Below are 12,931 nucleotides of genomic sequence, written 5' to 3' on the forward strand. Positions count from 1 at the left end.
GTGTGGAATTTTAATTTTTTTGTGTATTTTGGTAAGCCGTTCTCCCTTTTTCCAAAACAATTTAAAGGTCAGGGGCCGTCACCGGGGTATAGTCGGTGCTGCCCTGCAAAAAGGCCTCGGCGTCGACGAGGGCGTAGTGATAGTCATAAAAGTCGTCGCTCCGTCCCACACAGAGCAGGAACCGCCCGTCATCGGTGAGGGGCGGACTGCCCAGATCCTGCTGGAGCCGGACCTGCTCGGAGGGCATCGCGGGTTCATATAACATGCCGGAAAGCCGGTCCAGAATCTGCATGGACAGCAAGCCACCGTCACCGCTGTGTATAAGCCACAGGTACCGCCCCTCCTGCTGGGCAACATCCGGCAGTCCCACCACGGTGGGATCATTCATCCAGACACTCTTGCGGGGCAGATGGTACTCCAGTTCCTGCTGCCCGGTGGTCGTGTCGAAGGCGAGAATCGTCATGAGGACATCGCCTTCGGGCTGGGTCTGCCGCTCCAGAAAGTAGAGCTGCCCGCCTGCGATACCGCTGAAATCCCCATTTTGGGCGATCAGGCTGCCCGGCAGTTCCAGCAGTTTTTTCCGCTTGCCGCTGGCCGGGTCCAGACTGTAACATTCCAGCGTGGCATTTTGCAGGATGGCCTGGTAGGCCTCCCACTCGGTCTGCGGATCGGGGAAAGGAACGTCCGACACCACCCGGGCCGTCAGCAGCAACCGCCCCTCGGCAGCCACAATCCCCTCCCCCGCCAGCATGGAAAAGGTCGTCACCTGGCCGGTGGCAAGTTCCACCCGGAAGCCCTGCACCGGGGTATCCAAGGCGTCGAGAGACAAGCAGCCGTAGAGCGCCGTACCGTCACACCAGGACAGCGCAGTGTTCCGTTCCAGATTCTCCGACAGGTCGATGCGCCGTTGTTCACTGCCGTCCCGCGCCACCGCATACAGACAGGCGGGCTGACGGAGCTGAACGAACCGATTGTAATAGGAGATTTCAAATTCCTGGGGCGTCCGGCCCTGCAACATATCTTCGTCGTTCAGATAGGGCGCCACATTCTGCTCATAGTAGCTCTCCCAGTCCGTGACCTCCTCGTACGAGCGGGCTTTGTAGACATAGACGGTATCCTCTGTGGCAAAGGTGGTGTAATCCCAGATCTGCCCCGGCAGCCAGGCCGGGCAGGCGTCGGAATCGTGGGTACAGCCCGGCACACTGCAGAGCACGCCACGGGTGGCGGTATCGCAGTCGATCCGGAACAGCAGACAGTATCCGCTTCGCGGCCGCAGTTCATAGAACACATCTCCGGCGTTGAACAGGGTATTCATGCCAAATACCGGCTGTACGGCATAGAAGTCTCCGGCCACCGGGATTGCCGCAGTCTCGGCAGTCTCCACGGTCTGGGGCGTCGTGGCCGTTTCCGGGGTGTCGGCGGTTTGGGACTGGCCGCTGCAGGCAACCAGTTCCAGCGCCAGCGCCGTCGTCAGGGCGAGGGAAAGAAGCCGTTTCATACGCTACACCTCCGGTATGGATATATCAGGACGCCGCAACGGGCGTATAGTCGGTGCTGCCCTGCAAATAGGCTTCGGCGTCGATAAGGCCGTAGACGTACACCGGACCACCGTATTCGTCCTGCTGCCGTGCTGTTCGGACCAGGAAGCGTCCGTCGTCAGTGAGAGCGACGACACCCGCGACCCAGTTGGAGACTCCCTCCCCCTCCATCTTCTGCGTCACCGGGAAGAGTTTTCCGCTCTGGGTATCCAGCATCCAGCCCAGGTTTTCGCCGCTGACATTGTCGGAGCCGCTGAGCCAGAGATACCGCCCCTGCTGTTCGGCGCTGCCGGGCAATGCCGCCACCGTCACACCGGCCAGCTGCATAGTCTGGTCCGGGATGGGACGCAGCAGGTCCTGCCACTGGCCCGTGACGGTGTCGTAGGCACAGAAGGCCTCGCGTTGGAAGTCTCCATTCTCCTCCGGCGTCCAATCTTCAAAATAGAGCTTGCCGTCCAGCAGGCCGAAGAAATCCGCATTGCCAAAGGTAGAACCATCATGGGGGCGTTCCAGCACCTTGGTGCGGGCACCGGTGGCCGGGTCCAGCCAGTCATATTCCACCGTGGCGTTCTGCAGGACCGCCCGGTAGGCATCCCAGCCTTCGGCGTTGTAGTCGGGCAGTGGTATCTCGGTGACCGTATGGGACGTGAGCAGCCGGGTACCCTCGGCGCCGAGAATCTCCTCCTGCTGCTGCAGGGGGAAGGTGGTCACGCTGCCGTCCGCCAGGGAGATCCTATACCCGGTGGAATTGCCGGTTGCGGGTTGCGACAACTCATAACCGTACAGCGCCGTGCCGTCGCACCAGCCCACGACCACATTGGCCAGGTCCTGGGACACCGGGATATCCCGCCGGGAGGCGCCGTCCCCCTCGATGCAATAGAGGCCCGCCGGGGCGGAACGCTCCTCATACTGGCCGCGGCAGCATGCCACCAGTTCCTCATCGGTCAGGTCCTCCCAGCCCTGGGGACGCTCTTTCAGCCAACGTTCCACGATCTCGGTGTAATAGTCATCCCAGCTGCCTGTGTAGTGCATGGTGGCCACCGGGTGGTAGACACAGACCGTGTCTCCCGCCGTGAAGATCCTTACCTCGTTTCCATGCCCCGGCAGCCAGGCCGGGCAGGATTCCGAATCGTGGGTGCAGCCCGGCACACTGCAGAGCACCTGCCGGGTGGCGGTGGCATAGTCGGTTTTCATAACCAGGGCATACCCGAGATGCCCCTCCAGAGAGTACCAGGCATCCCCCGTGTTGAAGCCGAAGTCGGCGAGATAGCGGGAACTGATGGTGTAGAAATCCCCCGCCGGGGTGGCCTCTGCGGGGGCGGTTTCGGGTGTCCGGGTGGCCTGCGGGGTGGACACCACATCGGCCGTCGTGCCGCAGGCGGCAAGACCGAAGGCCAGCGCGCCCGCCAGGAAAAGGGCCCGCGTCAGGCCCGGGAAAACACGTTGTTTCATACAGAATTCTCCTGTCCGATCACTCCGGCATCGTCACCGGGGTATAGTTTGTGCGCCCCTGGAGAAAATCCTCCACAGGCTGCAGACTGTAACAATCCTCCACACGGAGGTCCGCAATGCCATAGGCCGAGATGGGTTCCTCCCCGCTGTCCTTCTGGGCCGTACAGAGCAAAAAGCGTCCGTCGTCCGTCAGTGCCAGCGGCATCACGGCCGTCTCATAGAGCGCGCCCTCCACTTTCTGGGAAACGGGATAGAGTTCGCCGTTCTCACTGTCCAGAATCCAACCCAGGTTCAGCCCTTGCCAGACATCCGAACCCTCCAGGCGGAGATACCTTGCCTGCCGCTCTGCCGCTGCCGGCAGCGCCGCCATGGGTTCGCTGCGCAGCTGCGCCGACGGGTCCGGAAAGGTCTGCAGGACCGTCTGCCACTGCCCGGTGGCACTGTCCAGCACCCGCACGGCGGCCTCGTCTTCCTCGCCGTAGCCCACAAAGCAGAGCATCCCGTTGACCAGACCGCGGAAGGACGCTGTGCCATCCGTCGTGCCGTCCCCCGGCTGTTCCAGCACCTTGCTCCGCGCCCCGGTGGACGGGTTCAGCCAGTCAAATTCCACCACGGTATTCTGCATGGCCGCTTCGTAGATATCCCAGCCGACCACCGCCGGGTCGGGCAGCGGCGCGTCGGTGACGATCCGGCTGGTCAGCAGCCGGTCCTTCTCCGCGCCGCGGATCAGTTCATTTTCCATCATGGGGAAGGTGGTCACCTGCCCGTCCGCCAGGCTGATGCGGCACCCCTCGGTATCGCCGTTTTGCCCACTGTACTGGCCGTACAGCGCGACGCCGTCACACCAGGAGAGCCCGATATTGGGGATCTGACGGGACAGTCCGATGGTCTCCCGGGTCATACCGCCGTCCCTGATCCGGTAAAGACAGGCCGGCGTGACGGCTTCCCGGTAACAGTTCTGGTAATAGTGGATGAGTTCCTCCTCGGTATGTCCGTTCGGATCTTCCAGCGCAGGTTCCACCACCTCGGCACGGTATTGTTCCCAGCTGCCGTCGTAGGCCAGGGCCGGTGTGCTGTGGTAGAGGTAGACATCCTCCCCCGCGGTGAAAAGGCTGTATTCCAGCCCTGTTCCGGGCAACCAGGCAGGGCAATCCGGGGAATCGTGGGCACAACCCGGTATGCTGCAGAGGACCCGACAGCTGGCAGCGGCATAGTCGGTCTCGGTGACCAGGACATAGCCCGGGCTATGGGGCTGCAAAGAGTAGAAACGCGCCCCGGTGTTGAAGGTGGCCCCTGTCCTGTAAAAGCCGGACGGTTCCGCCGCGGTTTCTGCGGTGGCCGTCTCGGGTGTCCGGGCAGTTTCCGGCGCCGGGGTTCGGGGCGCGGCGGCGCAGGCTGTCAGCGTAAGGGCCAGCACTGCCGTCAGACCAAAAGAGGCAAAGCGTTTCATACAAAATCCTCCTGTTCAAAACACAGTCAGGATACCAGGGTGGGCAGTTCCTCCGGGGAGCAGGGTTCCAGGCTCAGGCTGAGGAACCAGCGGTCCCCGGTGATCGTGGTGTTGTTGGCCCACCCGGAATACTGGTAGGGGCTTACAGCGGCGGTGATGAGCGCCTGTCCGTTCTGGCTGTACAGCGCATGGGAATAGGGCGTCTCTTCGGGCACCGCCCAGTCACCCAGGCTTTCCAGCCCGGCCTGGGCCGCAAAGGCCCGCAGACCGGCCTCGTCGGGGGCGGGCGGTGCCTCCTCCCCCTGCCGCGGCGCCGAAATCCACACCTGGGTCATCACGCCGGTGCGGCTGTCCATGGTCAGGCTGAACACCGTGTACAGCGACCCCTGTTCCAGCGCAAACCGCTTGAGGGTGACAAAGCCCAGACTGTCGGTGGTATAGTAGGGCACGTCCAGCGCATAGGACTGCCCGTTGTAGGCCTGGTAGTATTCGCTCTCCTCCCAGTCGGTGGCCCACTGGGCCCAGGAGGCGTCGATCACCCCCTGGTCCGCCAGGCTTTGCAGCGCCGCGTTCACCGTATCCCGGTAGTCATAGCCGTTGAGCATGCTCTCCAGACTGTTCTGGGCAGCGATGTACATCTTCAGCGCCAGGGAGGCATCCTGCTCGTTGGGCGGCGCATAGGCCCAGCTGCTCTGGCGCTGCCGGGCTGTCAGCTGGCTCAGAATGTAGTAGTCCTCCCCCTTGGGGGTGGGCGCCGTGTAGGCATTCTGTACCGCTGCGCTGCGGCCCAGCACGGCCGCGTCCACCGCCGTCAGGAACACCGCCGGCACCGACGCACAGGCCAGCACCGCCGCCGTGCAAAGCCCCGCTACAATGCGGGGATGCCGTGCAAGGTTCATAGGGTGCCTCCTTTCTGCAGGGTCACCCGCACCGTGGTGCCGCGGCCCGGCGTGCTCTCGATGACCAGATCACTGCCGTGGGCCGCCGCGATCCGCTTGCAGAGCGCCAGCCCCAGACCGCTGCCCCCCTGCTTGCGGGCGCGGGATTTGTCCACCATGTAAAAGGGCTCGGTGACCCGGTCGATCTCCGACTGGGGGATGCCGCAGCCGTGGTCTTCCACCGCCAGGGTCACGGCAGGGCCGTCATCCCGGCAGTGTACCTCCACCGGCGTGCCGGGGGCGCTGGCCTTGGCGCTGTTCTGCACCAGATTGCAGAGCAGGTCCAGCAAAAGGTCGGCGTCCCCCCGCACCACCCAGTGCCCCGCAGGGGTCTGCACCGTCACCGACGGGCAGGCCGCCCGCAGCGGCTGCCACAGCGACGCCAGGTCCACCGCCGTGAGTTCCAGCGTCTCGCCGCCCAGCGCCAGCAGGGCCAGCAGCTTCTGGCTCAGCGATTCCAGCCGCCGCCCCTCGTGGTAGATGGCGGCCGCCGCCTCCCGCTGTTCCTCCGGGTCGGTCTGCAGGTTGCGCAGCACGTCGGCATAGCCGATGATGCTGGTCATGGGGGTCTTCAGCTCATGGGTGAAGGCACCCATGAAGTCCTCCCGCTTCTGCACATCCGCCTCCAGGTCGGCGATTTTTTCCTGCACGGCGTCCGCCATCTTGTCAAAGCTGCGGCTCACCTGTTCGATCTCGTCCCCCGTGTGCAGCGCCGTGCGCCGGGCATAGTCGCCCCCGGCGATCTCGGCACTGGTGGAGGTCAGCACCCGCAGCGGCCGCGTCACCTGGCGGGCCAGCAGCGCCATCACCGCGGCGCCCGCCGCCAGCACCACCACTTCCAGGCCCAGGAACCGCCGCAGACTGGCGTCCCGGTCCCGGTACAATCCCGTCAGATCAAAAGAGCTGACCAGGTGCAGGTCTCCCTGCAGATCGCTGCCGTAGAGCGCCGTCACCCCGTCGCCGCTGCGCACTGTGCGCATCGTGCCGTTTTCCAGCGGGGCGTCACAGGGTACCGCCAGCGCGCTGTACAAAAGCGTCCCGCCCCGCCACAGCGCCGCCTTCGTCCCCTGGGCTTCCAGCAAAGCGGCCACCGTCTCGTCGCCGGTGTCGTCGCCCCGGCGCTGCAGGTCGAGGATCTCGGTCTGCAGCAGCGTGCAGGTCTGGGCATGGGCCGCGGCGTTGGCCGTGCCGGTGCGCTCCAGCTGGACGCCGAAGTCGCTGTACAACAGATAACAGCCCCCAACGCCAAAGGAGGCGCTGAGAACCAGCAGCAACAGACAGATCAGTTTTTGTGCGTAGCGCATGGGGTTACTCCTTCTTTAAGCGGTAGCCGATGCGGTAAACGGTCTCGATATGGTCATACCAGTGCAGCTTGCGCCGCAGCCGCATGATGTGCAGATCCAGCGTGCGGGTGTCGGTCTCGGCCCGGTCGCCGCCCCACACCCGCTCATAGAGCGTGTCCCGGTAGAGCGCCGCCCCGCGGTTGCGCATGAGCTGTTCCAGCAGTTCAAACTCGTTGGGGGTCAGGTCTACCGACTTGCCGTTCTGGGTCACCGTGTGTTCCCCCACGTCCAGCACCACATCGAAGGCCTGCATCACATTGCCCCGTCCGGCCCGCCGCAATACCGATTCCACCCGGGCCAGCAGTTCCTCCACCACAAAGGGCTTGACGATGTAGTCATCCGCCCCCCGGCGCAGGCCCTCCACCCGCTCCTTCACGGTGCCCTTGGCCGTGATGAAGATCACCGGCACCCCCTGGGGCCGCAGATAGTCCAGCAGTTCGTAGCCGTCCAGCCCCGGCAGCATGATGTCCAGCAGGGCCAGGTCGTAGTCCTTCTCCTCGATCAGGTCAGCGGCGGTGCGGCCGTCCCCCGCCACCGTGCAGGCGTAGCCGGCCCGCGTCAGGCTCATCTCGATGAGCCGTGCAATGAGGTGTTCATCCTCCACAATCAAAACCTGTGTCATCCCATGACTCCTTTTCTTTTCTCCTGTATCCTACATCCCGTTTGTATCGTAGTTGTAACAAAGCCTGTTGTAAATTTACACAATTTCCTTTATTTTAACATAGATGCCGTGGTATAATGTATCAAAGCAACGAAAAATGTAAAAAAGGAGTCTAGAAAGATGAGCGCTACGGTGGAAGAGCTGATGCAGGCCCTGACCCTGGAGGAAAAGGCCGGCCTGTGTTCCGGCGCGGATTTCTGGCGCACCAAGGCGGTGGAACGGCTGGGCATTCCGGCCATGATGGTGTCGGACGGCCCCCACGGCCTGCGCACCCAGAAGCCGGGCAGCGACAACCCCAACGAGAGCATCGAGGCGGTCTGTTTTCCCGCCGGATGCGCGGCAGCCGCCAGCTTTGACCCCACCCTGACCCGCCGGATGGGCGCCGCCCTGGGCCGGGAAGCCCGGGCTTCGGGGGTGGGCGTGGTGCTGGGGCCTGCCATCAACATCAAGCGCAGCCCGCTGTGCGGCCGCAACTTCGAGTATTACAGCGAGGACCCCTTCCTGGCCGGAGAGCTGGCCGCCGGGTTCATCCAGGGCGTGCAGAGCGAAGGCGTGGGAGCCTGTCCCAAGCATTTTGCCGCCAACAGCCAGGAAACCCGCCGCATGACGGCGGACAGCCGGATGGACGAGCGCACCCTGCGGGAAATCTACCTGCCCGCCTTTGAGACGGCGGTGCGGGAGGGCCGTCCCTGGACGCTGATGTGCAGCTACAACCGGGTGAACGGAACCTACGCCAGCGAGAATTCCCTGCTGCTCAACGATATCCTGCGGGACGAATGGGGCTTCACTGGCTTTACCATGTCGGACTGGGGTGCCGTCAATGACCGGGTGCGCGGCGTGGCGGCCGGGCTGGACCTGGAGATGCCGGGTTCGGGCGGCGTGAACGACGAAAAGCTGGTCCAGGCGGTGCACAGCGGCGCGCTGGACGAGGCGGTGCTGGACAGGGCGGTGACCCGCATCCTGAACATTGTGCTGCGGGCCTGTGATCTTGCCAGAACGCCGGCGGTGTTTGACCGGGCCGCCGACCATGCACTGGCGGTGGACCTGGCCAGGGAGAGTGCCGTGCTGGTGCAGAACCTGGGTGCGCTGCCGCTGCACCCGGGCCGGAAGGTGGCCTACATCGGCGCCTTTGCCGAGACCCCGCGCTATCAGGGCGGCGGTTCCAGCCATGTGAACACCCATGCGGCCGTAGGCGCGCTGGCCGTTGCCCGGGCCAAGGGGCGGAAGGTCTCCTATGTGGAGGGCTTCCCCGCCGACCGGGACCAGCGGGATGAGGATGAATTTTTGCGGGCGGTCAATCTGGCCGAGGAGGTCGATGTGGCGGTCATCTTTGCGGGACTGCCGGAGATTTTTGAGAGCGAGGGCGCCGACCGCCGCCACATGCGGCTGCCCGACTGCCAGAACAATCTGATCGCCCGGGTGGCGGCTGTGCAGAAAAACACCGTGGTGGTGCTGCACACCGGCGCGCCGGTGGAATGCCCCTGGGCGGGGGATGTTTCGGCAGTGCTGTGCATGTATCTGGCCGGCGAGGGCATCGGCGAAGCCACCGACGCCCTGCTGTGGGGCGAGGCCAATCCCTGCGGCCGCCTGCCCGAGACCTGGCCGCTGCGGCTGGAGGACACCCCCTGCTACCTGGACTATCCCGGCGACGGCGTCACCGCCGACTACCGGGAGGGCGTGTATGTGGGCTACCGCTGGTACGACGGGCGCCGGATGCCGGTGCGCTGGCCCTTCGGCCACGGGCTGAGCTATACGGGGTTTGTCTACCGGGATGCCGCCCTGGACGCTGACACCCTTACCGACGAGGGCAGCGTCACCCTGCGGGTGAAGGTGCGCAACAGCGGCGCCCTGGCCGGAGCCGAGGTGGTGCAGCTCTATGTCAGCGACGCCACCGGCGCACCGGTGGCCGGCGGCCGGGTGGTGCAGTCGCTGCGGGGCTTCCAGAAAGTGTGGCTGGAGCCGGGCCAGGAATGCGAAGTCAGCTTTGCCATCACCGCCCGGGACATGAGCCACTACAGTGCCGAGCTCCACGACTGGTATGCTGCCCCGGGCCGGTACGAACTGCGTCTGGGCCATTCCAGCCGGGACATCCGCATGACGGTGCCGCTGGAGTTTTCCACCCGCCGGCATCTGCCGCTGACGGTGGACGAGAACACACCACTGGGCATCCTGCTGGCTGACCCGCGCACAGCGGAACCGGTGCGCCGTATGCTGGAATCCAACGCCCAGGCCATGGCCAACGGCGGCGGGGACGGTCTGATGCCCCCCGATGCCATGGCCCAGATGCTGGACGCCATGCCACTGCGGGGACTGGTGAACTTCGGCGGTCCCGAAGCGGCCGCTGCCCTGCCCGCCCTGCTGGATACGCTGCGCCGGGCGGTGCAGTCCTGAATCTTTCTGAAAGATCCCGAAAGACCGTGCCGGAAAATCCTGTGACAGAAACTCCACAAAAATCCCGCGGCGGGCGCTGGTAAGGCAATCCGCCGCGGGATTTTTTGGGTTGTTATCGGTTGAGCAGCCAGACGGCGCCGTTGAGGTAGCCCGCAAAGGCCACCCACAGAAGATAGAGGATCTGCAGCCAGGCCGCCGGGCGGCTGACGACCGCAAAGGCCGCGGTCATGGCCAGGATGGCCAGCCACAAAACCACCAGGCAGAACAGGGCCGCCAGGTAATGGCCGCCGGCGAAAAAGAGCAGGCTCCAGCTGAAGTTGAGCGCCAACTGCAATCCCCAGAGCAGGGCCGCCTGCTTTACGCCCGGGCCGCCTTTGTATATCACCAGCGCCAGGCCCAGCCCCATGAGGATGTACAACACCACCCAGACAACGGGAAACACCACGCCCGGCGGTGTGAGCGGAGACTTTTCCAGCTGCGGATAGACGGTTTCCAGCCCTGTGCGCGACAAATAGCCCGCCAGGCCGCCCACCGCCAAGGCCAGGATGGGAAATACCAGAAATCCCCACTTTTTCATACTCTGCACCTCCCTGCCCCACTGTATGCAGGATGGCCCGGCGGGGGTGCAGCCATGCAGAAAAGACGGCGGCTCCTTGGGAGCCGCCGTCTTGGTTTATATGCCGGTCAGGAACCGGCGATCATGTCGATGCCTTTCTGCAGGGTGTCGCCGTCGATGGCGCCCCGGGCCCAGGCCGTGATGGTGCCGTCCGACGCAATGAAGTAGGTGGTGGGCAGCGAGTAGACGCTGTAGGTGTTTGCCGCGTCGGCGTCGGTGTCAAACAGCACCGGGAAGGTGTAGCCCTCCTGCTCGAGAAGCGCCTGGGCATCCTCCTTGGTCTCCCGGCCGGTGGTCATGTTCACCATCAGGAACTGCACGTCGGACAGTTCCTCGTACTTTGCCTGGAACTCCGGCATCTCGCTCTTGCAGGGGCCGCACCAGCTGGCCCAGAAGTTCAGCACCAGCGGCTTGCCGAAATAGTCCGACAGATTCACCGCGTTGCCCTCGGCGTCATAGGCCGTGAAATCCGGCGCCGCCTGAGCGGATTCCTCGGTGGCCTCGTCCGCCTTTTCCGCGGTGGCGTCCTGGCTTTGCGGTGCGGCGGTGGGTGCGGGAGTCTCTTCCACCGCCAGCTGATCGGGGGCGTACCGGCTGCCCAGGGTCTTGTACAGGATGCCCGCCCCCGCAATAATCACGACGAGCAGGATCACCAGAATGGCGGTCTTTTTGTTGCCCATAAGGTCCTCCTTAGCTGAGCAGGTTCAGGAAACGGCCCATCAGGCCGGTGGCCATCAGCACACCCACCAGAATGAGAAAACCGCCGCTGACCCCGTTGATGACGGTATAGTGGCGTTTGATCCAGTCAAAGGCCGTCTTCAGACGGTCGATGAGCACGGCGCTGAGCACGAAGGGCACGCCCAGGCCCAGGGAGTAAATGAAAAGCAGCAGCATGCCTTCCAGCACGTGGCCCTGCTGGGAGGCCAGCGCCAGCGCCGAACCCAAAAAGGCACCCACGCAGGGCGTCCAGCCCACCGAGAAGATAACGCCGAACAGCATCGCTGAGAAGAAGTTCATGTTGTCGGCCCGGACGGCGTGGCTGCTGCCCTTGAAGAGGGTCAGCCGGATGACCCCCAGGAAGTTGAGGCCAAAGAAGATGACGACGAGGCCGGAGATGATGTTGACCGCCGTCTGATGGTGCTGCAGGAAGCTGCCCAGCGTGCCGGCCAGTGCGCCCAGCAGGACGAACACCACCGTAAAGCCAGTGACAAAGCCGGCGGCACCGGTGAGGGTCTTGCGGGTGGAGTGTTCCCCGCCGCCCGCAAAGTAGGAGAGGTAGACGGGCAGCATGGGCAACAGACAGGGCGACACAAAGGTGATGATGCCCTCCAGGAATGAGATCACATATTGCATGGGTCACAACCTTTCCCGGACGTGCCGGAGCACGGCCATTTTTCAGCGGTTACGCAAAGGGTGGATTTCAGGATCACAGACAGTATACAACCGCGCCGGAAATGCTTCCGTGATGTTATCACATGGCCGTATGATACCACAGCGGGCGGCGTTCCCGCAACCGGGAAGAGAAAAATTCAGCGGTGCGTTCCTTTAAATTGTATGCTATAATGAAGGAAAAACACAAGGGAGGGATTTCCCATGCTGGAAGTATTGTTCAGCGACAGCGCCGCCGGGAGTATGAAGGTGGGAATGTGCCGCGGTTCGGAGATCGGCGGCTGTGTCGGCGTCATCGCCACCGATGAAAAGGGGCGTCCCGTTTCCCCGGAAGAGACAGCCCGGCTGCAGCGGGAAGCGAAGGCGAAGGAGCGGCGCCGCTGGGCCGAAGCTGTGCCAATGGAGAGCACCCCGGGGGATATTCTGCCTTTTCCCCTCTGGCTGAGCGTGGGGCCCATCGACGAGGAGGGCATCGGGCTGCTGCGGGAAGAGACCCTCACGCGGCTGCTTTCCATCTATCCCGAGGGACAGCAGACCGCCGCCGAGATTCTGGCCAACGCCCGCCGCCGGCTGGACACGCTGTTGACCCGGGCACCCAGGGAGCCGGTGCGCCTCTGGGTGGACCACACCCCCGACGCTGCCTGCGGGCTGCGGTGGGTGCTGGCGCAGCTGCAGCCCCTGGGCCTTGAAAAGCTCGACCTGAGGGTGGTGGAGCTCCCTGCCCTGGCCCCCCACGGGGAGGGCGGCCTTGTGCTGCGCAACCTGGGGGAACTGCATCCCGGTGAATGGGGCCATCTGGCCCGGGAGGCGCGCGTACTGCCCGCCGGCCAGGCCGCCGCCCTGGTCACCCAGTGGCGGATGCTGCAATCGGAAAACGCCCCCCTGCGGGCGGTGCTCAACGGTGTGCTGGTCAGCGCCGACGAAAGTCTGTATGACCCCTATCTGCGGCGGGTGCTGGATACATTGCCCGAAACCTTCAGTGAGGCCACCCTCATCGGACGGACGCTGGGGCAGTTTCCCCTGGGATTCGGCGATGTCTGGCTGGCTTTGCGGGTGGAGCGGTGGATTGCCGACGGCAAGCTGCAGGTGGTGAGCACGCCGGAGCCTGACAGTCCTCGGTATCACAGGATGCTGCGCAAGGTCAGCCCCTGAT

11 protein-coding genes are annotated in these 12,931 nt (G+C 64.3%); 2 read left to right on the forward strand and 9 right to left on the reverse strand.

All coding sequences use genetic code 11. The features are described from left to right. Positions 1-61: 61 nt before the first annotated feature. From ABGT73_RS10100 to ABGT73_RS10125, 6 genes are read right to left on the reverse strand one after another with little or no spacing between them, the layout of a single operon-like run. The gene (locus ABGT73_RS10100; protein ID WP_346669589.1) at positions 62-1,498 is read right to left on the reverse strand and encodes a hypothetical protein; all 1,437 of its coding nucleotides are present in this window, start codon (positions 1,496-1,498) and stop codon (positions 62-64) included. A gap of 25 nt (positions 1,499-1,523) precedes the next feature. Further along, positions 1,524-2,990: a hypothetical protein gene (locus ABGT73_RS10105; protein ID WP_346669590.1), complete on the reverse strand. Its 1,467-nt coding sequence runs from the start codon at positions 2,988-2,990 to the stop codon at positions 1,524-1,526. 19 nt (positions 2,991-3,009) lie between these two features. Beyond that, positions 3,010-4,440 carry a hypothetical protein gene (locus ABGT73_RS10110; RefSeq protein WP_346669591.1) on the reverse strand — a complete coding sequence of 477 codons (1,431 nt, stop codon included), beginning with the start codon at positions 4,438-4,440 and terminating at the stop codon, positions 3,010-3,012. A 26-nt stretch (positions 4,441-4,466) separates the two neighbouring features. Beyond that, positions 4,467-5,339, reverse strand: a complete 873-nt coding sequence (locus ABGT73_RS10115; RefSeq protein WP_346669592.1) for a hypothetical protein — start codon at positions 5,337-5,339, stop codon at positions 4,467-4,469. Further along, complete coding sequence (locus ABGT73_RS10120) at positions 5,336-6,682, reverse strand: HAMP domain-containing sensor histidine kinase (protein WP_346669593.1); 1,347 nt, start codon at positions 6,680-6,682, stop codon at positions 5,336-5,338. Before ABGT73_RS10120 ends, ABGT73_RS10115 begins: the two co-directional genes overlap by 4 nt. Before the next feature lie 4 nt (positions 6,683-6,686). Next, on the reverse strand, positions 6,687-7,343 hold the full coding sequence (locus ABGT73_RS10125; RefSeq protein ID WP_346669594.1) for a response regulator transcription factor: 657 nt from the start codon (positions 7,341-7,343) through the stop codon (positions 6,687-6,689). 159 nt (positions 7,344-7,502) lie between these two features. On the opposite strand from ABGT73_RS10125, the gene ABGT73_RS10130 reads away from it, so the two are divergent. Further along, complete coding sequence (locus ABGT73_RS10130) at positions 7,503-9,773, forward strand: glycoside hydrolase family 3 C-terminal domain-containing protein (RefSeq protein WP_346669595.1); 2,271 nt, start codon at positions 7,503-7,505, stop codon at positions 9,771-9,773. A 112-nt stretch (positions 9,774-9,885) separates the two neighbouring features. On the opposite strand, the gene ABGT73_RS10135 is transcribed toward ABGT73_RS10130, so the two are convergent. The 3 genes from ABGT73_RS10135 to ABGT73_RS10145 form a co-directional block, all read right to left on the reverse strand. After that, a complete protein-coding gene (locus ABGT73_RS10135; protein WP_346669596.1) occupies positions 9,886-10,350 on the reverse strand; it encodes a TspO/MBR family protein in 465 nt (154 codons plus the stop codon). A gap of 107 nt (positions 10,351-10,457) precedes the next feature. Next, positions 10,458-11,069: a TlpA disulfide reductase family protein gene (locus ABGT73_RS10140; RefSeq protein ID WP_346669597.1), complete on the reverse strand. Its 612-nt coding sequence runs from the start codon at positions 11,067-11,069 to the stop codon at positions 10,458-10,460. 10 nt (positions 11,070-11,079) lie between these two features. Continuing rightward, entirely contained in the window at positions 11,080-11,742 is a 663-nt protein-coding gene (locus ABGT73_RS10145) for a cytochrome c biogenesis protein CcdA (RefSeq protein ID WP_346669598.1), read from the reverse strand. 240 nt (positions 11,743-11,982) lie between these two features. Between ABGT73_RS10145 and ABGT73_RS10150 the strand changes: the two genes are divergently transcribed. Next, positions 11,983-12,930 (forward strand): DUF3658 domain-containing protein, encoded by a 948-nt coding sequence (locus ABGT73_RS10150; protein ID WP_346669599.1) that lies wholly within the window; start codon positions 11,983-11,985, stop codon positions 12,928-12,930. Position 12,931: the final 1 nt, after the last annotated feature.

This window comes from uncultured Subdoligranulum sp. (assembly GCF_963931595.1).
GTDB lineage: Bacteria > Bacillota > Clostridia > Oscillospirales > Ruminococcaceae > Gemmiger.

Bases quoted from the DNA above. Each gene is read 5' to 3' on its own strand.
- ABGT73_RS10145 (WP_346669598.1), bottom strand. From the start codon at position 11,742: ATGCAATATGTGATCTCATTCCTGGAGGGCATCATCACCTTTGTGTCG.
- ABGT73_RS10120 (WP_346669593.1), bottom strand. From the start codon at position 6,682: ATGCGCTACGCACAAAAACTGATCTGTCTGTTGCTGCTGGTTCTCAGC.
- ABGT73_RS10125 (WP_346669594.1), bottom strand. From the start codon at position 7,343: ATGACACAGGTTTTGATTGTGGAGGATGAACACCTCATTGCACGGCTC.
- ABGT73_RS10105 (WP_346669590.1), bottom strand. From the start codon at position 2,990: ATGAAACAACGTGTTTTCCCGGGCCTGACGCGGGCCCTTTTCCTGGCG.
- ABGT73_RS10100 (WP_346669589.1), bottom strand. From the start codon at position 1,498: ATGAAACGGCTTCTTTCCCTCGCCCTGACGACGGCGCTGGCGCTGGAA.
- ABGT73_RS10110 (WP_346669591.1), bottom strand. From the start codon at position 4,440: ATGAAACGCTTTGCCTCTTTTGGTCTGACGGCAGTGCTGGCCCTTACG.
- ABGT73_RS10140 (WP_346669597.1), bottom strand. From the start codon at position 11,069: ATGGGCAACAAAAAGACCGCCATTCTGGTGATCCTGCTCGTCGTGATT.
- ABGT73_RS10115 (WP_346669592.1), bottom strand. From the start codon at position 5,339: ATGAACCTTGCACGGCATCCCCGCATTGTAGCGGGGCTTTGCACGGCG.
- ABGT73_RS10135 (WP_346669596.1), bottom strand. From the start codon at position 10,350: ATGAAAAAGTGGGGATTTCTGGTATTTCCCATCCTGGCCTTGGCGGTG.
- ABGT73_RS10130 (WP_346669595.1), top strand. From the start codon at position 7,503: ATGAGCGCTACGGTGGAAGAGCTGATGCAGGCCCTGACCCTGGAGGAA.
- ABGT73_RS10150 (WP_346669599.1), top strand. From the start codon at position 11,983: ATGCTGGAAGTATTGTTCAGCGACAGCGCCGCCGGGAGTATGAAGGTG.